The 22,357-nt window shown below is 40.5% G+C and carries 19 protein-coding genes; 8 read left to right on the forward strand and 11 right to left on the reverse strand.

The genetic code is table 11. The features are described from left to right. Positions 1-18: 18 nt before the first annotated feature. Positions 19-939, forward strand: a complete 921-nt coding sequence (locus tag ACLI1A_RS16410; RefSeq protein ID WP_411409766.1) for an alpha-E domain-containing protein — start codon at positions 19-21, stop codon at positions 937-939. 78 nt (positions 940-1,017) lie between these two features. Next, positions 1,018-1,989 carry a transglutaminase family protein gene (locus ACLI1A_RS16415; RefSeq protein ID WP_411409767.1) on the forward strand — a complete coding sequence of 324 codons (972 nt, stop codon included), beginning with the start codon at positions 1,018-1,020 and terminating at the stop codon, positions 1,987-1,989. A gap of 71 nt (positions 1,990-2,060) precedes the next feature. Here ACLI1A_RS16415 and ACLI1A_RS16420 read toward each other — a convergent pair whose 3' ends face one another. Then, the gene (locus tag ACLI1A_RS16420; RefSeq protein WP_411409768.1) at positions 2,061-3,290 is read right to left on the reverse strand and encodes an aminotransferase class I/II-fold pyridoxal phosphate-dependent enzyme; all 1,230 of its coding nucleotides are present in this window, start codon (positions 3,288-3,290) and stop codon (positions 2,061-2,063) included. Between the two features lie 161 nt (positions 3,291-3,451). Between ACLI1A_RS16420 and ACLI1A_RS16425 the strand changes: the two genes are divergently transcribed. Together ACLI1A_RS16425 and ACLI1A_RS16430 are read left to right on the forward strand one after the other, a co-directional pair. Then, positions 3,452-3,910, forward strand: coding sequence for an Lrp/AsnC family transcriptional regulator (locus ACLI1A_RS16425; RefSeq protein WP_411409769.1), 459 nt, complete (start codon positions 3,452-3,454; stop codon positions 3,908-3,910). Between the two features lie 61 nt (positions 3,911-3,971). Further along, on the forward strand, positions 3,972-5,606 hold the full coding sequence (locus tag ACLI1A_RS16430) for a carboxylesterase/lipase family protein (protein WP_411409770.1): 1,635 nt from the start codon (positions 3,972-3,974) through the stop codon (positions 5,604-5,606). An 18-nt stretch (positions 5,607-5,624) separates the two neighbouring features. Here ACLI1A_RS16430 and ACLI1A_RS16435 read toward each other — a convergent pair whose 3' ends face one another. Together ACLI1A_RS16435 and ACLI1A_RS16440 are read right to left on the reverse strand one after the other, a co-directional pair. Beyond that, the gene (locus tag ACLI1A_RS16435) at positions 5,625-6,917 is read right to left on the reverse strand and encodes an MFS transporter (protein WP_411409771.1); all 1,293 of its coding nucleotides are present in this window, start codon (positions 6,915-6,917) and stop codon (positions 5,625-5,627) included. 86 nt (positions 6,918-7,003) lie between these two features. Next, positions 7,004-8,467, reverse strand: coding sequence for a glycoside hydrolase family 130 protein (locus ACLI1A_RS16440; protein WP_411409772.1), 1,464 nt, complete (start codon positions 8,465-8,467; stop codon positions 7,004-7,006). 165 nt (positions 8,468-8,632) lie between these two features. Between ACLI1A_RS16440 and ACLI1A_RS16445 the strand changes: the two genes are divergently transcribed. Both ACLI1A_RS16445 and purE read left to right on the forward strand, forming a co-directional pair. Then, complete coding sequence (locus ACLI1A_RS16445; RefSeq protein ID WP_411409773.1) at positions 8,633-9,787, forward strand: 5-(carboxyamino)imidazole ribonucleotide synthase; 1,155 nt, start codon at positions 8,633-8,635, stop codon at positions 9,785-9,787. A gap of 105 nt (positions 9,788-9,892) precedes the next feature. Beyond that, on the forward strand, positions 9,893-10,375 hold the full coding sequence (gene purE, locus ACLI1A_RS16450) for a 5-(carboxyamino)imidazole ribonucleotide mutase (protein WP_411409774.1): 483 nt from the start codon (positions 9,893-9,895) through the stop codon (positions 10,373-10,375). 33 nt (positions 10,376-10,408) lie between these two features. Here purE and ACLI1A_RS16455 read toward each other — a convergent pair whose 3' ends face one another. The 3 genes from ACLI1A_RS16455 to ACLI1A_RS16465 all read right to left on the reverse strand — a co-directional run bounded on the left by ACLI1A_RS16455 (position 10,409) and on the right by ACLI1A_RS16465 (position 14,190). Then, positions 10,409-11,428, reverse strand: a complete 1,020-nt coding sequence (locus ACLI1A_RS16455) for a hypothetical protein (protein ID WP_411409775.1) — start codon at positions 11,426-11,428, stop codon at positions 10,409-10,411. 102 nt (positions 11,429-11,530) lie between these two features. Then, positions 11,531-13,090, reverse strand: coding sequence for a DEAD/DEAH box helicase (locus ACLI1A_RS16460; protein ID WP_411409776.1), 1,560 nt, complete (start codon positions 13,088-13,090; stop codon positions 11,531-11,533). A gap of 206 nt (positions 13,091-13,296) precedes the next feature. Continuing rightward, positions 13,297-14,190 (reverse strand): aldo/keto reductase, encoded by an 894-nt coding sequence (locus tag ACLI1A_RS16465; protein ID WP_411409777.1) that lies wholly within the window; start codon positions 14,188-14,190, stop codon positions 13,297-13,299. Between the two features lie 138 nt (positions 14,191-14,328). Here ACLI1A_RS16465 and ACLI1A_RS16470 point away from each other — a divergent pair, with 138 nt between their 5' ends. After that, positions 14,329-15,024, forward strand: a complete 696-nt coding sequence (locus tag ACLI1A_RS16470; protein ID WP_411409778.1) for a hypothetical protein — start codon at positions 14,329-14,331, stop codon at positions 15,022-15,024. On the opposite strand, the gene ACLI1A_RS16475 is transcribed toward ACLI1A_RS16470, so the two are convergent. After that, a complete protein-coding gene (locus tag ACLI1A_RS16475; protein WP_411409779.1) occupies positions 15,025-17,109 on the reverse strand; it encodes a M1 family metallopeptidase in 2,085 nt (694 codons plus the stop codon). A gap of 131 nt (positions 17,110-17,240) precedes the next feature. Between ACLI1A_RS16475 and ACLI1A_RS16480 the strand changes: the two genes are divergently transcribed. Then, the gene (locus ACLI1A_RS16480) at positions 17,241-19,049 is read left to right on the forward strand and encodes a mechanosensitive ion channel family protein (RefSeq protein WP_411409780.1); all 1,809 of its coding nucleotides are present in this window, start codon (positions 17,241-17,243) and stop codon (positions 19,047-19,049) included. A gap of 298 nt (positions 19,050-19,347) precedes the next feature. Here ACLI1A_RS16480 and ACLI1A_RS16485 read toward each other — a convergent pair whose 3' ends face one another. From ACLI1A_RS16485 to ACLI1A_RS16500, 4 genes are all read right to left on the reverse strand, one after another. After that, positions 19,348-20,472, reverse strand: a complete 1,125-nt coding sequence (locus ACLI1A_RS16485; RefSeq protein WP_411409781.1) for a hypothetical protein — start codon at positions 20,470-20,472, stop codon at positions 19,348-19,350. Between the two features lie 6 nt (positions 20,473-20,478). Then, the gene (gene mazG, locus ACLI1A_RS16490; protein ID WP_411409782.1) at positions 20,479-21,252 is read right to left on the reverse strand and encodes a nucleoside triphosphate pyrophosphohydrolase; all 774 of its coding nucleotides are present in this window, start codon (positions 21,250-21,252) and stop codon (positions 20,479-20,481) included. A 59-nt stretch (positions 21,253-21,311) separates the two neighbouring features. Beyond that, entirely contained in the window at positions 21,312-21,758 is a 447-nt protein-coding gene (locus tag ACLI1A_RS16495) for a hypothetical protein (RefSeq protein ID WP_411409783.1), read from the reverse strand. A 96-nt stretch (positions 21,759-21,854) separates the two neighbouring features. Next, complete coding sequence (locus tag ACLI1A_RS16500) at positions 21,855-22,295, reverse strand: DUF5606 domain-containing protein (protein WP_411409784.1); 441 nt, start codon at positions 22,293-22,295, stop codon at positions 21,855-21,857. Positions 22,296-22,357: the final 62 nt, after the last annotated feature.

The raw sequence follows: 22,357 nt of genomic DNA on the forward strand, positions 1-22,357 counted from the left end.
AATACGTACAACAACTACATGCTTAGTAGAGTAGCTGAAAATATATTTTGGATGAGCCGCTACATGGAGCGCACCAACATCCACCTGCGTAATTTGCAAACCCTGTACATAGCCAGCCAGGACGGCCTGCCTGTTATCAGTTGGGACAACATTTGTAAAGAATACACTAACGGTAACGGCGGTATTTGTGGCTCAGCGGGAGAAATCCTGCAGGCAATAGTGTTTGACAGTAACCTTGATCTGTCACTGTGTAATAACATAATGCGTGCCCGCGAAAACGCCCGCAGCGCACAGGATCATATTACCAAAGAGCTATGGCAATCGCTCAACGATTTTTACCACCAAATGCGCAACCCGATGCTAAAAACGCATATAGCGCTGTACGACCCCATATCTGTGTTTGACCAGTTTATAAAGCAGTGCATGCATTATTACGGCACGGTAGACAACAGTATGTTCCGCGGTGAGGGGTTCTTTTTCCTGCGTATAGGCGGTTATATTGAAAGAGCATTGCAATGCCTGTTGTTGCTAAAAAGACAAATGCTAATTTGTAATACAGATACTGATAGTGTAGATGCTGTAAGTTGGCGCTACCTCCTTATTTCACTTAGTGGATATGAGTATTACCTACAGGCAAATGCAGGGTCGTTAGATCCGCAGTCTATTTATGCCCAGATATTGTTTGAGGAAAACTTCCCAAACTCAATAGCGCATTCGCTTAACCAGATAGCTTCTTTTACTAAGAGTTTGAAGAAAAGTAACCTTGAGGAACAGAAAGATAACCTGGAATTTGAGATTGGAAGATCGCTGGCATTCCTGAAATACATGCGTCCGGATAATACCCCTGAGCAACAGCTTAATTTTATAAATGAACTGGAAACCTACATTTACAATATAGTGCAGGCATTTGACAGGCACTACTTTAAGGTAGTATATTAAAAATAAGTACAGTTGCTACTTCAAACGTAAAAAATTAGGATATTTGCCCTCCACAAATAAAAACACGAAACAAGCATTATGCCGCTGTATCATATAAAACACATTACGCGCTACCACTACCCTTCGCAGGTAACCGACAGCGCTAACCAGATAATACTAAAGCCACAGGACTCTAAGCACCAGGAAATAAAGGATATTTCCATAAGCCTGAAACCGGGAGCGCCAGTAGATTATTTTGCCGATTACCTGGGTAACCAGGTGGGCGTGTTTACTATTGTAGAGCCACACGATACCCTGGAAATAACCAGTGAGCTTGAAGTGGAAACCTTCCCTATACCGGAGCCACAGCCTACCGTGCTGCCACAGGAAGAATGGAATGCTCTGAAAGAACTGGCTTATAATTTTGAATACCTCGATTTTATAAAACCCGAAGTATTTGAAGCGAAAGATGAAATACTGGCTATTGTAAAAGGACTGGCTACTGAAGGCGTTTCGGTTTTCGAAACGGTGAAAAAACTTTCGGCATATATCTACGAGAATTTCACTTACAAGCAAGGCGTTACCAATGTAGAAACCGGTATCGATGAAATATGGCAGCTAAAAGCCGGCGTGTGCCAGGATTTTGCCCACCTGCTATCTGAAATGCTGCGTTTGCTGGGTATACCATCGCGCTACATAAGCGGGTATATCTGCCCTGTAAACCATGAACTTAGGGGGGAAGGCGCCACCCATGCATGGGTAGAAGCTTACCTGCCCGATTATGGATGGTTTGGCATAGACCCTACTAATAATTGTAACGTAAGCGACCGCCATGTAAAAATAGCCTACGGACGCAACTTTAACGACTGTACCCCTGTAAAAGGTACTTATAAAGGACCCGGAAGCCACACGCTTACAGTACTGGTAACCATTAGTAATGAAAAAAATACTGCCGAAGCAAAACCTGCCGAACCGGTTTATGTAGCCGAAGCTCCTAAACCTGTTGCCGATACTGCCATGAACTCATACCAGCGTTTCCTGGAGATGCAACAGCAGCAGCAACAACAGTAAGTTATTTTGTTCGTTGTTTATTGTTCCTTGTTCCACTCGAACCCTGAACAATAAACAACGAACAATGAACCTTATATGCTGTAACTAAGTTTAAGCACCCCTGTTTCTTCCATACATTCGCGCATCATTTTATAGGTGCGTTCTATGTCATTATCAAGACCGATAGAGAAACGAATTAGCCCATCAGACAATCCCATTTCTTTTTGTTCATCTAACGGAATTTCACTTGAAGTTGATGTACCCGGCGCACTAAATAATGTTTTGTAAAACCCAAGGCTTACGGCAAGGTAACCCAGGTTACGGTGCTGCATAAGCTCCATTAGCTCATTGGCTTTGTCAAGCGAACCTGCATCAATAGTCATCATCCCGCCAAAACCATATTCCGGGTTTATCATCCCTTTATACAATTCATGACCTGGGTGGCTTTCCAGTCCGGGATATACCACCCTAAGTCCATCATTTTCAAAACGTTTAGCGAGATACATGGCATTGTGGCTATGTTGTTTCATACGTATGTGTAGCGTGCGCAGGTTTTTCATAATGCTTGCTGCACGCAGGCTGTCCATTGTTGGGCCAAGGAGCATTGCCGCACCATCGTTAACGTTGCGCATATCGTTAATAAACTGCTGGGTACCACAAGCCACACCACCAACTGTATCACTACTACCGTTGATAAATTTTGTAAGGCTGTGCACCACCACATCGGCACCTAACTTAACCGGCGAAACTGATAATGGAGAGAAAGTATTGTCTACAACCAGCTTCAGGTTATGTTTTTTGACAATGCTAGCAAGTGCATTAATATCAGCAATTTCAAGTAAAGGGTTACTTACGGTTTCGCAATATAACACTTTAGTATTTTGGGTTATAGCTGCCTCCACTTTATCATGTTTGGTAATATCCACGAACGAGGTTGTAATTCCAAATTTTGGCAGGAAGTTCTTCATAAACGCATAGGTGCCACCGTATATGGTACGGCTAGATACGATGTGGTCGCCCTGCCCGCACAACTGCATAAGTACCGAAGTTATAGCCCCCATTCCCGAAGCAGCTACGTTTGCCGTTTCAGTCCCCTCCATAGCAGCAAGTGCCTGGCCTAAGTATAGATTACTTGGCGATGAGTGGCGGCTGTACAGGTAACAACCGTCGGCATTGCCTTCGAAAGTATCGAACATGGTTTTTGCTGAAAGGAACGTATACGTAGACGAATCGGAAATAGAAGGGTTAACGCCGCCAAATTCGCCGAAGTACTGTAAATCCTGTATGTTATCAGCCGGATTAAAGTTTTCTGAGTTGTTCATTTTTATGTAGTGTTAGTTTAGTTTTACAAATTGAGCTATTATTAAAATAAAAATCAATACATTTTTATTTTAATAGAATTATATTCTATATTTTTAAACATAATTTGTTTTAAAATCTAAACAATACTATGCTAAATAGAGTTAACCGAAAAATATTCAGCATGACACTTGATTCAACCGATAAAAAACTACTTCATTTTTTGCAGGAAGACAGCACACAAACCACAAAACAACTGGCTCTAAAGCTTAGTTTGTCACCCACAGCGGTACACGAACGTATAAAGAAACTACAGCGTGAAGGAATTATAGAAAAGTATGTAGCCATGCTAAACCGTAACAAAGTACAAAAGGGTTTTGTTGTATTTTGTCACCTTAAACTGGTTCAACACACCAAGGAAAACGTAACCACCTTTGAGCGTGAAGTAGCCAAGCTTCCCGAAGTTTTGGAGTGCTACCACGTAAGCGGAGACTATGATTACATACTCAAAATTTATATGACCAATATGGAAGAATACCGCGAGTTTATGGTAACAAAGCTTACCACTTTGCACCATATAGGCAGCACACACAGCACCTTTATGATAGGCGAGGTAAAGAACACAAACGTCATTGCTTTATAAGCAAGCGTCGTTTTTTTCTTTATCTTTGGGTAACACTCATACAAAAACAACTTCTGAGAGAATGATAAAACGAATCATATTTTTGGCTGTACTATTACAGTTTAGCCTGAATACATTTGCCCAAAAAGCGCCACAAGCTACTGTAGAACAAGGAAAGTTGGAAGGGCTTACCCTAAAAAGCGGCATTTCGGCATACAGGGGTGTACCCTTTGCGCTACCGCCAGTGGGCAATCTCCGTTGGCGCGAACCCCAGCCAGCCGCCAAATGGAACGGTATACGAAAAGCTACCGAATTTGGCCCAAACGCTATGCAGAAAAACGTGTTTGGCGATATGATGTTCCGGGCACCAAAAATGAGTGAGGACTGCCTGTACCTTAACGTGTGGACTCCCGCTAAAAAAACAGATGAAAAACTACCTGTACTGGTATACTTTTATGGTGGCGGCTACATTGCCGGAGACGGCTCTGAAAACCGCTATGATGGCGAGGCTCTTGCTAAAAAGGGAATTGTAGTGGTAACCCTGAATTACAGGCTGGGCATCTTCGGGTTCTTTGCACATCCCGAACTGACTAAGGAATCGCCCAACCATGCTTCCGGTAATTACGGCCTGCTGGATCAGAACGCTGCACTAAAATGGGTAAAGAAAAACATAGAAGCCTTTGGTGGTGACCCTAACAAGATAACCATTGCAGGTGAATCGGCGGGTTCCATATCGGTGTCAGCACAGATGGCCTCTCCTCTTTCAAAAAACCTTATTAACGGAGCAATCGGCCAAAGTGGTGCTATGATAAACCCAACACTCGATGCCATTCCGTTAAAAGAACAGGAGGAGAACGGAGTAAAATTTGGTGACAGTAACAATATTAAAACATTGGCTGCCCTACGTGCCCTACCTGCCGATAAATTGTTAGACCTTGCAGCCAAACCGGGTGTATTCAGTACCAAGGCAGTAGTAGACGGATATTTTTTAACCAAACTGCCTTCTGAGACTTTTGCTGCAGGCGAACAGGCACAGGTACCATTATTAGCGGGCTGGACTTCTACTGAAATGCCTTATATGGTATTTATGCAAGGACAATATCCTAACCCCGAAAACTATACTGAAATAGTAAAAAAGAAATACGGTAATAATGCCGAGATTGTTTTTGAATTGTATCCGGGTGAAAACGAAAAGGAAATAATAACCTCTGCAACAGCACTCGCCAGTGACAACTTTATAGTATATAGCACATGGAAGTGGCTCGACCTGCATAGAGAAACTTCAGGGCAACCTGTATATACTTACATTTTTAGTAAAGCACGCCCTCCTATGAAGGCCGAAATGGGTAATGCCAAAGCCGGACTTGCGGGCGGAATAATTAAAGATGATGGTAAAAAGGAAGAAAACAAAATGCCCGATGCCCTGAAAGGCGCCAGTCATGCCAGCGATATTGAGTATTTGCTGGGTAATCTTGCTACCAATACCGTATATGAATGGACTGAAGAAGATTATAAGGTTAGCGATATAGGATTGGACTATTTTGCTAATTTTATTAAAACCGGAAATCCGAATGATAATAAAGTATTAGTGCAATGGCCCGCCAGTGAAAGCAACGGTGTAATGACTATTATGGAAATTAATGTTGAGCCTAAAGCATACAAGGAGCCACATCGCGATCGTTACCTCTTTTTAGATAAACTATTTACAAAAAAATAACCTGATGTTTTCATCAGGTTATTTTTTTGAATCAGGTTCTTCTTCAAAATTAAACTTACGAAGCTGGGGAGCACTAAAGAAAGTAACTGCGATAACACCTAAGGTAAGCAGGCCGCCGGTATAAACCGCACGAACCGTACCCAGCCAGTGTGCCATAACACCGCTTTCAAAATCACCAAGTTCATTGCTGGAACTAATAAATATAGTATTAACAGACGATACCCTGCCACGCATATGGTCTGGTGTTACAAGTTGAAGAATAGTACCGCGTACTACTACACTAACAGCATCAAACATACCGCTAAGTAGCAGCATAAAGAACGACAGGTAGAAGTTTTTTGAAATACCGAAAATGATGATGCTCAACGCAAATCCCGTAACTGCAATAAATAGTTTACGCCCCGGATGTGTTTTAAGCGGCATAAAAGCCAGCAGCCCCAGTGTGAGCAATGCACCTATACCCGGTGCAGAACGTAATAAACCAAAACCTACTTCGTCTACATGCAAAATTTCCTTTTGGTATACAGGCAGCAGTGCTATAGCCCCACCAAACAATACCGAAAACATATCAAGCAACTGCGCACCAAGTAATGCTGGTGTGTTAAATACAAAACGAAGCCCTTGCGAAAGGCTTTGTAGTATAGGTTCGCGTTGTTCTTTCTTTACAATAGGTTTGGTTTTTATGTTCAGTATAGGTATCAATAATAAAAACTGAACTATTGTTACAGCCAGCATTCCCGTTACTACGCCATCAATAGCTATCATAACCCCGGCTGCAAGTGGGCCCATAACCCCGCCAAGTTGAAGCGCCATACTACCCCAACTGGTTCCGTTAGCATAAAGTTTACGGTCACTAACGACAAGTCCGAATAAAGCAAATAACGATGGCCCAATAAACGAACGGATTACACCACCTACAAATACCAATCCGTATATAAGATATAGTGTAAGGTTATGACCTAATGTTTCATAAGAAAAGGGGGTTGTAAGAATGAACAGTGAAATACCGAGGGCGATATACGCTATAACACAGGTAAGCACCAATCTTCGCTTTTCGAGAAGGTCTACAAAATGGCCGGCAAACAACGAGCATCCTATAGCAGGAATAACCTCGGCAAGGCCCACCATTCCTAACGATAGTTTATTGTTTGTAATTTGAAATACCCAATAAAATATGGTGGTACTTTGCATATTAAGGGCAAAAAACAGCCCGAAGCGAAGCCCCATATAGGCTAAGAATTCTTTATTTTTTAATACAGGGTTTTTATCGAAAAAACCGGGCTTGGTATTCCCGGTTGTGTCATTTTCCATTAGTTACAAAATTTTTATGCAAAGATAGGGCGCATTGCTTTATCAAAGACTCAGTACACGCTTAAAGTTTACCTTAATTTTAGGTATCATCCTCCCGATTTAAGCCTGTCCAATAATGTTTGTAACTTTACTGCAGCAAAGCCCGAACTGTGGTCACTAAGTCCGTATGGTATAATCAGGTCGTCATTATGAATAATAGAACCACAGCTGTATACCACATTTGGTACATAACCTTCACGTTCATCGGGATTAGGGATGATAAGCGGATCTTTTAGTCGGCCTATTTCAATTGAAGGATCATTCAGGTCCAGCAATGAAGCTCCAATACTGTAACGACGCATACTACCCACAGAGTGCGTAATTATAAGCCACCCACAATCAGTTTCTATAGGGCTGCCACAATTACCTATTTGTACAAATTCCCAAGGATATTCAGGCGCCTGTATTTTAATTGGATCATCCCATTCATTAATATTATCACTATACATGAGGTAGTTGTTCCAGCCGTCTATTCGGCTTAGCATGGCATATTTACCGTTAATCTTTCGCGGAAATAAGGCCAGGTTTTTATTTTTTGCTCCTGCACCATTCAGCGGACTGGTTTTAAATTCATAAAAATCTGTAGTACGAAGTAACTTAGGCATGATATGCACCCCGTCATAAGCTGTATAAGTAGCGTAATATGTGGCTTTTCCGTTTTCATCGAAGTACTTTACAAAACGGGCATCTTCAATTCCCTTGCTTTCAAAATCGGAAATAGGAAAAATTACCCTATCGCTAATGTCGGTATCTTTACTAAAGGTAATACGACGGTAGCTATCGCTTAATGCAAGTATAAGGTTAAGATCACGCAGTGTTTCGGGATCGTCTATTTCCGAACGGGCATCGATTACTACATTTTTTAGCTGATCATAGTCGAACCTGTCTTCAAGTTGGGTAGTTACAATCTGCAAGAATTTTTCATCAATTTCGGCTTCACGTGCTTTTGCTAAAAAAAGACGTTTATGGTATACAAGATTATGCACCTTTTCAGCTTCATCTATGTAATTACCCGCCGGTATTACAGTTATATTACTGTTTCTATCTATAATTGCCCGGCGGAATACTACCGAACTTACGTGCCCCTCGCCTACAGCCCGGAAACTTATTATTACACGTAGCTGACCTTCCTCTAAATTGGTCTGGTCAGGGTCAGGCACTATACTTGGGTTAAAAAACGCTGCCGACTCTATAGAATATTCATGTGTAAAGTATGAACCAATAAGAAGTTTGGCGTTTTCGTCTAAAGCATCATAGTCAAATCCCGCTGCTACTATATACCGCTTTACACGCTCACAATTTCGCAATAGTTTACGGGTGATATTTCTGTGCCTTTTAGAAAAATCCTGTAGCAAAGGGGATATTAAGGAGAATATCTCTTCTTTATCCAGAACCAATATTTTCTTTATCAGTTCTATTGCGCGCTCATCACCGTTAAAAAAGAAACGGGCTATTACACGCTTGGTATCCGGTAAAACTTTAACGGGTTTGCGTTCTACTGTAAGTCTCATTGGCTTTCGTTTTAGTTTACAAAATTGTAAGAATAGTATAACCCCTAAAATACGAATATATTAGTAAACAATAATGCTAAAATAAAGTGAAAAATACTACAGGATTTTACAATTGCTTTATCCTTACATTATAAGTATCTTTGCCTGCAAACAACAACACAATAAATGAACTACTTTTCTTCAGGATTTAAGCTTGGAATACTGGGTGGCGGGCAACTGGGCAAGATGCTGCTTACCGAAACCCGTAAATTTGATATTCAAACTTATGTGCTTGATCCATCGGCAGAAGCCCCCTGCAAAATAGGCAGTAATGTTTTTGTACAGGGAAGCCTTATGGATTTTGATACGGTATACAACTTTGGTAAACAAGTAGACGTACTTACTTTTGAAATTGAACTTGTAAACATTCAGGCGCTTGAAAAACTGGAGGCTGAGGGCGTTAAAGTTTATCCTTCACCACAAACACTGAAACAAATACAAAATAAAGGTGCGCAGAAAGATTTCTATACTGAACATAACATACCTACTGCCCCATACAAACGTTTTGAATCCACCGCTGCTCTTAAGGAAGCTGCTGTTGCAGGTGAATTTTCTTTCCCTTTCATCTGGAAAAGTACCGAGGGCGGCTATGATGGTAACGGTGTAAAAGTAATCCGTAGCATTGAGAGTTTTGATGGCCTTGCCGATGTACAGTGTATAGCCGAGGAAATGATAGCCTTTAAAAACGAACTTGCCGTAATTGTAACCCGTAACCCAAGTGGCGAAATAAAAACCTACCCGGTAGTAGAAATGGAGTTCCATCCGGAGGCTAACCAGGTAGAGTATGTAATTTGCCCTGCCCGCATAGATGATGCCGTGGCCGAAAAAGCACGTGCAATAGCGCTAAAGGTTTCTGAATCATTTAATCATGTAGGTTTGCTTGCTGTAGAAATGTTTCAAACACAGGACGATGAAATACTTGTAAACGAAGTAGCACCAAGGCCACACAACAGCGGGCACTACTCTATTGAGGCCAGCTATACCAGCCAGTTTGAGCAGCACCTGCGCGCTATACTAAATCTTCCACTTGGTAATACTGACAGCAAGGTGGCAGGTATTATGGTAAACCTTGTAGGTGCCGAAGGATACAGCGGAAACGTGGTGTATGAAAATATAGAGAAGATATTGGGCAAAGACGGTGTTACCCCACACATTTACGGTAAAAAAGAAACCCGCCCGTTTCGTAAAATGGGACACGTAACCATAGTAAACAGTGATATAGCCGAAGCCCGCAGGATAGCCGAGGAAGTAAAGAATACGATTCGAGTTATCAGTAATTAGGTTATAGTGTTTATTTTAAATTTTGAATTATAAATTTTAAATTGGCTGGTGGGGTTGAGTGTTTTCCTAACAACCGACAACCATCAACTAACAACCAAAAAGATTATGAAAATAGGAATCATCATGGGCAGCATATCGGATATGCCGGTAATGCAGGATGCCATAGACATATTAAAAGAATTTGGTATAGAAACAGAGGTTGATATTGTATCGGCCCACCGTACCCCCGAAAAGCTTTTTGAATACAGCACCACTGCTCATACACGTGGTGTAAATGTAATTATAGCCGGTGCAGGTGGTGCAGCCCACCTTCCGGGTATGGTAGCCAGTATGAGTCCGCTACCTGTTATAGGCGTACCTGTAAAATCAAGCAATAGTATTGATGGTTGGGACAGTGTGCTTTCTATACTGCAAATGCCTGGTGGTGTACCTGTAGCTACGGTAGCGCTAAACGGAGCAAAGAACGCCGGTATACTTGCCGCACAAATACTTGGCAGCCACGACAAACTGGTACAGGCTAAGATAATTGCTTACAAACAAGGACTTAAAGAAGCGGTAATTAAAGCTTCAGACAGCCTTAAAAAATAACACAAAGCCAGCCTGAAAAGGTTGGCTTTTTTGTTACTGTTTTTGTCCTGTTTTATTTTTAAAAGGTGATTGCGGGTGTTTTATAAAAATCCTGGTGGTTATCATATCGGCACCATCATCAAGAGGAAAAAGGATTACTGTTTCTTTTTTTGAAATCTTTTCTTCAGAACATTTGTAATAAACAGCATTGTTGCTTTTCCTGTGTACATACAAAGAATAATTAATCACTGCTTTTGCAAAATATTTTTTAATATACTCCTGTTGTCCTATTTCTTCTAACTCTGCACTTGCATCATCATTATCCCACACACCTACATCATTGCGCCCACTGAACTCCACCGAATGATCCGGGTAATAACTCATAAACCGGTACGCTTTTAATTGCTGTTCCAGCAGGGCATCGTCTTCTTCGTTATCCGTAGTGCCAAATTCAAAATTACCAAAAAGCCCGGGTATCATACTTGCTGATGGCGTAGGCGGAAACTGCCACTCCCAAACCGATGCTTTATAAATCTCTTTCCACTCGCCGTCTACGTAAGAGTATATATAAGCAGTATTCAGGTTAGTATAATCATCCCATTGCTTCACAACTAAAATTTCATCTTTACCGTCGTCATTAACATCACCGCAGTTTTCTATATAATGAAATCCTAAGTCACCTCCTTTTAACTTCAGTTTTTTCTCCTTCCATTCAATGAAAGACTTCCTGTTAAGATAATTATTAATGAACGACACATCACTATATTCAAAAAGCGTATCAGCACTGGTATAGTACTTGGCAGCCTCATTTTGGTAGAGGGAATCAGTATAACGCTCATAAAGCGTATCGGATATGCGGTCGCCGTCAAAATCGCCTTTTATTACAAAGCGGTAGCCCATAACGGGTTTAGAAATTCGCAAAAGTGAATCGACTTTTATACGTAATGAATCGGCTTTGGTAAAAGGTTTTACAGTTTGTGCTATCTGTAGCTTACTGCCTGAACAGCTGTACAGATACAATGATATAATCCCCAGTACAACCGGACAGATAATAATTGAAAACCTCTTTGTCATGAGATGGTGATTTGCAGCAGAAATGTACATTTTATTTTGATGCCATAACAACCCGACATAAAATATTTATGGCCAAAAAAAAGGATGCCGAAGCATCCCATATTATAAATTCAATTTTCTAAGTTCCATGATTTCTTCTTCCGATTCCGCATCCTTATAACGGTGGAATATACGCGTTATCAATGTACTCAATCTGCTTTTGTAATCATCTATAAGCCACTCACGATAATTCTTGGTGGTTTTGCTCAATAGTTTGGCATATTGCTTTACGCGGTATTCAATATCCGGATCAAGCTCCTTAGCCAGCTTACGGGCCTCGTTAATGGTTTCGGCATTTTCCACACACATAAATGCGTGTTGGCGTATGGATTTATCTATTACCGCTTTTGGTTTCTCACGATTGTCGGCAGCTAGTTTAAATTCTGCCTCCACATTAAATTCGGTATCTGTTGATTTTGCAAATTTCTGCCTCACATCATCGGGCATACTATAAATGTGGTAGCTCTCGATTTCCTCGTCCGAACGGATATTATCCAGGAACAGTTCCGGGTTTTTAAAAATGTACTGCCAATCTACAGGGTCACTCCACAAACCAAATCGTTGTGAATTATTTCCAAGGTCTATTACCGTAAAAGTATCTTTGTGCGGAAGCCTGCGGCTACCACGGCCTATCATCTGGAAATACAATGTAAGCGAACGCGTAGCGCGGTTTAAGATAATCGTTTCTACCGTAGGCTCGTCAAAACCGGTGGTAAGTATGGAAACCGATGTAAGTATGGCATTTGGCGTAGTACGGAACCATTCCAGTATTTTGCGGCGTTCTTGTTCCGGCGTACGGTTATCCAGGTGTTTTATGGGTAATCCTGCCGCTTTAAAGGTTTCGTATACGTACAGCGAAGTATTGATACCGTTGTTAAATATCAGCGTCTTTTGCCCGTACGAACGCTGTACGTAAGTTTGCAAAAGCAAATCCTGCATTACTCCTCTTGAATACAGCTCATCCGATGAAGCTACGGTATAATCACCATTAATTCCCAGCTTAAGAGAGGTAAGTTCCACATCGTACCCATACATAGCAGCACGTGCAAGATAGCCTTTGTCTATAAGTGACTGTATAGGTTCACCCATAATCAATTCATTATAGGTTTCGTACATAGGCAATTCTATGTTAGAACTTAGTGGCGTAGCTGTAACTCCCAAAAACCAAGAATTCCCAAAGTAAGTAAACAACTTACGGAAACTGTTGTAGTGGGCTTCATCGACAATAACAAGCCCTACATTGTCCATGTGAAATTTTTTGTCTTTCAGGCGGTTATTCAACGTTTCCACCATAGCTACATAACACGAAAAATCATTATCATACGGCAGCTCCTTAACGGCACTGTCTATAATGGTATTTTTCACCCCAAAGCTGGTAAGCATTTGCGATGTTTGCTTACTAAGTTCTATTCGGTGGGTAAGTACAAGTACTTTTCGTTTGTATTTTTCAAGGTACCTGCGGGCTATTTCAGAGAAAATAACCGTTTTACCCCCTCCCGTGGGTAATTGGTACAACAAATGATAGCTTTCGGGCTTGCCCTCAAACTTCTCAAAGATGGTGTCTATATCGCGTTGCTGGTAGTTATACAGCTCCTTTCTGTCCTCTTCCTGGTTGGCTTGCATCGTATAATTGGATAAACCGCAAAAATATGCAATTAGATAGATTTATCTGTTTATAAAATCATAATTTATACTCGCTCTAAAGTACTATCGTTACATATTTGGGGTTAAAAAACAACTACAAGCAGTCAGTTGGCAGTATCAATGTTAAAATAATGGCAATAGTAAGACTATTACCTTTTATAGCTACTTATATGAAAAAATTTATCTTATCGATGCTCAGCATATATGTTGCCTTCCCAAATTGAAGCCAGTATCGACCTTTGTGCATCAGTAAGCGGAGCGGCATTGGCCGCAGTAAGTGCATCTGTCAGTTGTTGTGATGTACGTATACCTACCACAGCAGTAGTTATGGCTGGATTGTCTATTACATAACGCAGGGCTGTTTCGGCTGCGGTACTGCCGGATTGTATGTTTGTATTCAATCCGTTTTGTATGGCTGTAACTTGTTCTTCGCTTAACCCGACATAAGGTGCGGCAGCTTTACCTGCCAATAAGCCTGAAGCTACCGTGCCGCGTGCCAGTACACCTATGTTATTATCCTGCAACAGCTTTAGCGTGGCTTCTTCAGGCCTTCGATCCAATAAGCTGTATTGGGTCATTACCGCCGTAATGTTAGAACGGTTTACATATTCACGTATCACATTTGGACGAATGGATGAAAGACCGTAGCTGCGTATCTTCCCCGAATCTACTAAGCGTTCAAAAGCCTCAATGATTTCGTCAATTGGGTCATCTATGGTACCTCCGTGTAGCAGGTACAAATCTATATAATCAGTACCCAGACGACGCAAGCTTTCGTCTACGGCTGTAAGTATATATTCCTTACGAGGACACCAGTCCCACCCGGAACCGTCGAGCCGCCATCGGTTTCCTACTTTTGTTGAAATAAACACATCTTTTCTTTTGTTTTTCAAGGCTTTACCAAGGAGTATTTCATTGTCTCCTTTATCGTATAAGTCAGCTGTATCAAACAAGTTAATACCGTTATTTATTGCAGTATTTATAAGGCTATCGTTTTCAGTACTGGCAGACTTAAGCGACATACAGCCAAAGCTAGTTACACTTACCTTAAAACCGTTTTCGAGTGATTTGTATTGCATGCGTGGTAAATTCTTGAAAGTAAAATTAAACCATATTGAGTAAAAAAATAAAGGATAGCAATGTTAAATAAGTATGTCACTGATTGTCTTTTCTTACACTTCATTATATTAGCCTTACAATCCACAAAACCATTCTTTATGAAAAAACTTTTATGTATTGCCCTTTTGTTTTTTTTGCCAAAAGGCATAGCGCAAACTATCACTCCTGTATACGGCCACTGGAAATTTGATTCGCTGGCAGAAGGCAATTCCGAACAAGATATGCAAAAGGCACAGGCGTTCCTGGGCAATTTAAGTATGCATTTTTACCCGGACGGCAATTATGAATCAACCGTAATGGGCAAAGGTGAATCGGGTACGTTTAAGCAGGAAGGAAAATTGCTACTTTTTACTGTAACAGAAACTTCAAAAACGTATCAATATGAACTGGTATCAATTGAGACGGAAACCATTGTAATTAATATGACTAAATTTCTAGTAAAACTCAGGCGCATAACCTCTGATACCACCACAGCAGTGTTACAGAATAAATGGAAACTTACAAGCATGGGTGGAAATGATGCAGACGATGATGATAATGCAGTTTTTGATGCACCAACAGTCCCAAAAGGAAGTGGACTGTTACTTGACAGAAACGGTTCGTATACCTTTACACTTGGTACTATTAAGGAAACAGGTTATTGGGATTATCGGGTTAAAAAAGACGACAGCAAAGTACTGATACTAAACACCAATGGCAAAGTAAAATACTGGCCACTGGTAACATATACCCCTACAGAACTTTCTGTCGTGGTAAATACCGGTGGCCAGAAGTACGTTTTTGTACCGATATAATTATTTTTCGTCCAGCAGCTGCTGTAGTTTTACCTGCTCTGCTTCACTAAGGTCGGGCATAATGCCGGCTATCAGTTCACGATATCCTTTCTTTTTAAGTAGCTTACGTAGGTTGTCTTTACCAAACTTTGCAAACTGCCATTTATGGTGTGTGGTAGCATTAATAAGGTCCTGCCATACTATTGGGTCAGCTTTTCCTATGTATAAAAGATTGGAGAGTGCATTTTGGCGTACGCTGCTCTCAAATTTAGGCGATGCGTAATGAATAAGCTCACCATAATAATCGTCTTTCTTTTCAGGATGGTAGGTTTTAGAGGCATACGCTAGCGTAAGCCATTGTATACGCAGGTTCATATCGTTAAAACCTACCCATTTTTTGCTTAGGTCGAGTAATTCCGCCTGCTTATCCGGGAATTTCTTATACAGCACATTTAGTACAATTTCGCGCGTAATATAAGATTCATCATCAAGCAGGCTTCTATATTCTTCATAAAACTCTATAGGAAAAACTGTAACTGTACGGGCTACAGCCTGACGTATTTTTATATCGTTAGTTTGCATGGCTGCTCGTACAATCTCCGCTTTATCAGCAAAAGGAACCTGAGCTATCTGGAATAGGATTTCCTCTTTTACAGGATAATATGCCACAGACTGCATGATTTCCAGATACGTGTCTTTATTTTCAGCAAAAGGTTTGTCCTGCAAATCGCCTACAGCAAAGTATTGTTGCATAAAACCGCTATCACTTAAAATATTTAGCGCTTCTTCTACCTGAAACGTACCACTTTCCAGCCAGCGTTTTTTAAACGAATCAGTATCGTAACCCGGAGCTGCTATTTTTATTTCGGCAAGAAACTGGTCTGTATTTACGTTCTTAAATGCATACTTTTCCAGGTACGTTTTTACCGCTTTCTTAAAAGCCTCATCCCCTATTCCGCTTCGCAAGGCATGCAGCGCCCAAGCACCTTTTTGGTAAAAAGACAGCGAACTTGCCTTTTCATTCAGTATCGGAATAGTGTCATTTTTACTAGCTTTTTGTATACGTTCGGCAATTTCATACATTTCGTAATTAAAATAATCATCACCAAAAATCTCGCGCTCGGCTAACAATGCATAGTATGTAGCAAATCCTTCCTGCAACCAGTGATGTGTACCGCTTTCGGCTGTAATAAGATCGCCAAACCATTGGTGGGCCAACTCATGCGCATTTACATTCATATAAGTACGGTCGTTAAAACCTATTTCATCTACCACGAAATCCTGACTGAATATGGTAGATGTAGTATTTTCCATACCTGCATATAAAAAGTCTAGTACAGGTACCTGACGATATAGTCCCCAGGCATAAGGCACGCCCGTTTCCTTTTCCATGAAATCGAAAATATCAGACATATAACGGTATGTAGAGCCAAATTTTGTAGTATCCTCCTCACGCAGATAGAGCTCTATCGGTGTTCCCGAAACGGCATCCATACGCCATCTGTGGTATTTACCTATAGCTACCATAGCAAGATAACTACTCATAGGTTTTTCCATGCGGTACTGCCATGTTTTGGTATTTCCTACAGTCATAGTATCAGTAAGCTTACCGTTTGCCAGCACTGTATAGTCCTTATCATAAGTGGCCTTTATATTAAAAACCAATTTTTCATTTACATTATCAAAACTCGGAAGCCAGTGACTTGTATATTTACCCTGCCCCTGTGTCCATATCTGGTTATCATCACCGTCTTTTACAAAATATAATGTTTGCTTAGGTGTAGCTGAATAATGCACCACAAGGGTATTGTTTCCTTTTTTTATACCGCTATAAAGCTTTAATAATTTAGAGGTAGATGTCCACCCCGTTTTCTTTTTATTATTCAGTTTTACATTTTCAAAATGGATATTTTGTGCATCTATATAAACAGTGTCAGGCTTTTTGCCTTCAACTTTAAACGTATACGTAACATCACCCGAAATCTCTTTCTTTTTAAAATCGAAATGCAAATCTGCATCCAGTGTTTTAAAATCTACATTCTTAGGGTTTTGGGCAAAAAGGAAGGCGGGTACAAAAAAGCAAAAGGTATATAAAACAATCTTCATTATCCGGTTTTTTACAAAGCTACACAAATAAGACCTAACAAAAGCTTAAATATTTTTACTGTAGCAACGCTATAAGACATGTTTTATTCTGTAATTTTTGTAAATTTAATTGCCAATTATATTTGAACGATATGACCAAAGAGAACACCTTATATATTTCCCGAAAACTGTTGTTTATCTTACTGGTAACACTAATCTTTATTCCCCGGTTGCATGCACAGCTATTGCCGGGTACAAAAGCCGAAGACCCTAAAACAGAAGGCCCTTCTTTTCCGCCCGATTCGTTAAACAGGCGCACACCCCGCGGCACTGTAAACGGTTTTATACAGGCTGTTGCCGACCAGAATTATATTCGGGCCAGCCGCTATCTGAACCTGAAGCGAATGTGGCGTACGCAAAAGCAGCGTAAACGAATAGTACACAATTTTCAGAGACTCCTGGATAGAAGCGGTCAGGTGGTATCATCGGCTAAAATAAGTAATGATCCTGAAGGCTTTACTGACGATTACCTTTCTAAAGATCTTGATAAGGTGGGGACTGTAGATGCTAATGGTGAAGAAATTATCCTATACGTAGAAAACACAGGCGGAATAACGGAAGATGACCCTCCATTATGGCAATTTTCCAGTGAAACGGTAGCTGCAATTTCAGGTACAAGTGTTGATGATAACACTCTGCTTGATTTAGTATTGCCCGATACCTTAAGAGAACGCACTCTGGGTGGTGTGCCAGTAGGACATTGGCTGGCTGTGGTAGTCATAGTTATGATAGCCTACCTCATTTCCTGGCTAACGGTTGCATTAATGGGGCTTTCGGTACGGCTCCTCTGGAAAAAAGCCCGAAATCCTGAAAAATGGGTCATTGTAAGGGTACTGGGGTTACCATTGCGCCTGTTTATATCGGTGTTGTTATTTGTATTTTTTTCGCAGCAGGTAGGTATCTCTATTATAGTACGTCAGCGTTTCAGTACCATAACGGTAACCATAGGCATAGTAGCTTTATTAATACTTTTTTGGCGTTTAACAGACATCCTGGGCGAATATACCAAAAACCGTATGTCTATGCGGAAACGCATTACCGCTATATCGGTAATTCTGTTTGTACAACGTATAGTTAAGATAGCCATTGTTGTATTTGGTATAATATCGTTATTAGGCGCAGTAGGGTTTGATGTTACCACCTGGTTAGCTGCACTTGGTATTGGTGGTTTGGCATTGGCTTTGGGTGCCCAGAAAACTATGGAAAACTTTGTAGGAAGCGTTAGCCTTATTGCCGACCAGACAATACGTGTAGGTGATTTTTGTCAGGTAGGCGAAATAAAAGGCACTGTAGAGTCTATAGGTATGCGGAGTACAAGGCTGCGTACACTAAGGCGTACTGTTGTAACCATTCCAAACGGGCAATTTGCCAATGTAAACGTGGAAAACTATGCTCATAGAGACAGGTTTTTGTTTAACCCGGTGTGGGAATTCAGGATGGAAACAACACCCGACCAGCTGCGTTTTCTGCTTGTAGAAATTAGGAATGTACTGTATGCGCATCCAAAGGTTAATAACGATCCTGCAAAAGTTAGGTTTACCGGTATGAGTGCCAATGGATTTGAAATAGAAATCTTCGCTTACATTGAAGCAACAAATTTAGATGTATCTCAGGAAATACAGGAAGATGTATTATTAAGAATACTTGACGTGGTGGCACAAAGCGGCACTGATTTCGCTTATCCGAGCCAAACCCTTTATATGGCCCGCGATGGTGGTTTAAATGATGAAAAAGGAGATATAGCCAAAGAAACCGTAAAAAAATGGAAGGAGGCAAATGCACTTAAGCTTCCATTCTTTAAACCCGAACATATTGAAGAACTAAACGATACTATAGAGTACCCTCCTAAAGGAAGTGTAGGGTTTAATAAAAAAGACCAGGACGACGACGATGGCGTGTAATTTATTTTTCTTCAGGAAATCATGTTTTTAACCAACCGGTAGAGCAAAAAAGTAATCATCGCCGCCATATTAGCCATTATATAAAATATAAAGCCTATAGCCATAAACGGAAGTCCGCATCGTGTTTTTACATCGCTTTGGTCAGGATAAAAAAAGTTTGGAAACACAAATATGTTTGCCAATACTATTATCAGTAAAGTGATTTGCTTGCCATAAGGTATTTTCTTCATATCGAAGCCAATACACAATAGCAGTAAAACCAGTACTTCCGCTATTATGATAACAAGTGGAGTCAAGACTATTTATGGTCAAATGTTACCGGAATCTTTACTGAAGTAATTTGTGGTTGCTTAACTGATTTCTTTTCATAACGTGGTGTTACAGTATAGTCAGTATATTTCTCGTCTTTATATTTAATATGTTCTATTATAGCCGAAACCTTCACATTAACATCTATCGGCTGCACAAGGTTATCATTAGCAAGTGCCATGTAATAAGTACCTTGCAGCATCTTGGCATCAATAAATCGTTTATAGGCCGCAATACCCTTACCGTTATCATAAGGCTTGCACTCTTTACCTTCCATAAACAGCTTTTTGTTGGCTTCATTCGTCAGCGCATACTCTACATCCTCACCATTTACTGGCAGTACCAGGTTAGTCACCGCACCGGCAGCCACACCGCCCAGTGGCGATGTAAAATAAGTAGTAGCCGTTTGCACCGCGCCTACAATCATTTTACGGTTCTGTTTCCAAAACTCATTACTCTCCTCGCCTACACCTACCCAATATGCCCAGGCAACTACCTTTTTAGTCTCATCTTTGGTAACTGTATTTTCAGGTAGTGTAAAAGCCACAAACGAACGTGTATCGCCTAAATTTGTTGCCTTCGCTCCTACCCTTTGGCTTTTATCCAGTATCATTTCTTCATAGCGGTTTTCAGATGCTATGACACGACGGGTTTTCTGTACCCGTAACGAATCATACCCGGTAAGCACATCTTTATCAACCGATGTCCAAACCGTATCTTGTACCGTAGCCCATTTCACAGCAGTATTAAAGTTACGGGTATCGCTACCGGCAGGTATGCGGGTTATGGTAACATTGCAGGTACGCTTACCACGTGTAGTATTGTTAAACCTGAATACGTAAACTGATTTATCAATTACGGTAAACTCCTTTTTCTCTTCCTTAATATTTTGTCCTTTGTATTTTAATACATCAGGATATTGAAGCACACTTACTTCCGCCAATGAAGCGCCTTCAGCTTTTAAAGTAAGAATAACGCGATCTCCGGCAGCAAAGCCGTACATTACTTCTTCGGTTTTATTTCCCTCAAGCTTTATCTGGAGTTCTGCTACTGTAATCTTTTGCCCGTAACAAAGGCTGCCCATAAAAAGGCATAATGCTAATAACTTTTTCATCTATAATTACAGCTTTTTAGCTTCGTTCCAAAATACATCCATCTCGGCAAGGGTCATATCGGCAAGTGATTTACCCATTTCAGCAGCTTTACCCTCAAGATAGGTAAAACGCTTTATAAATTTCTTATTGGTGCGTTCTAAGGCATCTTCAGGATTTATTTTCAAAAACCGTGCATAATTTATCAGGGAGAACAATACATCTCCAAATTCGTCTTCTATTTTATCCTGATCGCCATTTACAACTTCCTCATGGAACTCAGCTATCTCTTCCTGCACTTTTTCCCAAACCTGTCCCGGTTCTTCCCAGTCGAAACCCACTCCGCGGGCTTTATCCTGTATGCGGCTGGCCTTAACCAATGCAGGCAGGCTCTTAGGCACACCTTCGAGCACTGATTTTTTGCCTTCTTTCAGCTTAAGCTTTTCCCAGTTCTGTTTCACCTGTTCTTCATCTTCCACAACCACATCGCCATAAATGTGTGGATGACGGTGTATTAGCTTATCGCAAATACTGTTAGCCACATCGGCAATATCAAAATCACCGGTTTCACTACCTATTTTTGAATAAAATACGATGTGTAGTAGTATATCGCCCAGTTCTTTTTTTATCTCCTGTAGATCATTATCAAGAATGGCATCACCCAGCTCATAAGTTTCCTCTATGGTAAGGTGGCGAAGGCTTTGCAGGGTCTGCTTTTTATCCCACGGACATTTTTCGCGCAGATCGTCCATAATGTCGAGCAGGCGGTTAAAAGCGTCAAGTTGTTGCTGGCGTGTGTTCATGGCTGAAAAATTTGTTGTAAAAATAAAAAATCCCGATGCGATTTACAGTCCTTTGTGATTTATTTTATCACTCCAAGTAATGAAAGTACTTCAGCAGTAATCGTATTTTCATGCAATAGACTTACAATTTCTTTACTAATAAAGTAATCGGGAATTTTTTTAAACGCGGATTGATTTGTAAACAATATTCTACCTTTCTTGTAAGCTAACCAGAATTCTGAATGTTCTCCTGTCAAATAATTAGTACCGCCATGGCATTCGCGATTTTCAAGTGGAATCAAACGACTGAAATCAAAATCGAAAGTTATGGTTTCAATTTCGTCAAAAACAACAAAACAGAGATTTACAAATGAACCTGAATTTCTGTTTAATAATAGATCTTTTCCTCCTTCCATGATAATAAGGTTTCCAAAAGCTACAACCATTTTATTATCAATAAGCTTTATATCTCCAACAATAGCTTCGGCACAATTAATCCTTCTTACTTCTTCTGTTATGTAATACATTATTGTTGATTTTTGTGCAATATATACTAAATAAAAAAATCCTGCTGCATTTTACCGCAACAGGACTTTTGTATAAACTAAGATTGTAAATTATTCTTATTCGTCTGCGCTTACTTCTTCAGCAGGTGCTTCAGTAGCTTCGGCAGCAGGCGCATCTTTGCTTACAAGGCCTTTAGCCTGAAGCATGTTGTACCAGTTAAGTATCTTCTTAATATCAGAAGCGTATACCCTGTCTTCGTCAAACTCAGGAAGTGCCTCCCTGAAATAAGTTTCAAGCTTGGCATTGTCTTCTTTGTGAGAAATTGCCGGGCCATTATCTTCTTTTTCAGCGATATTACGGAATACTTCACTAAGACGTATTTCGCCATCATACGTATATACCGATATTTCAGAAAGCAGGCTTACGTTACTCCTTAGGCCTACAGTTACTTTTTTTCCGTCTATAAGCGACTCAGCCACAAAACCGGTACGGGTCTGCAGTTTCAGTTCATAAAGCCCCGGTTTACCCGAAATGGCTAATATTTTTTCTATACTCATTATACAGTGTTTTTCTCAGTCTTAAAAATTAAGGACGGCAAATATCTAATGTTTGCCTTTAA

Origin of the sequence: Flavobacterium sp. RHBU_3 (genome assembly GCF_046613565.1) — a bacterium.
GTDB lineage: Bacteria > Bacteroidota > Bacteroidia > Flavobacteriales > Flavobacteriaceae > Flavobacterium.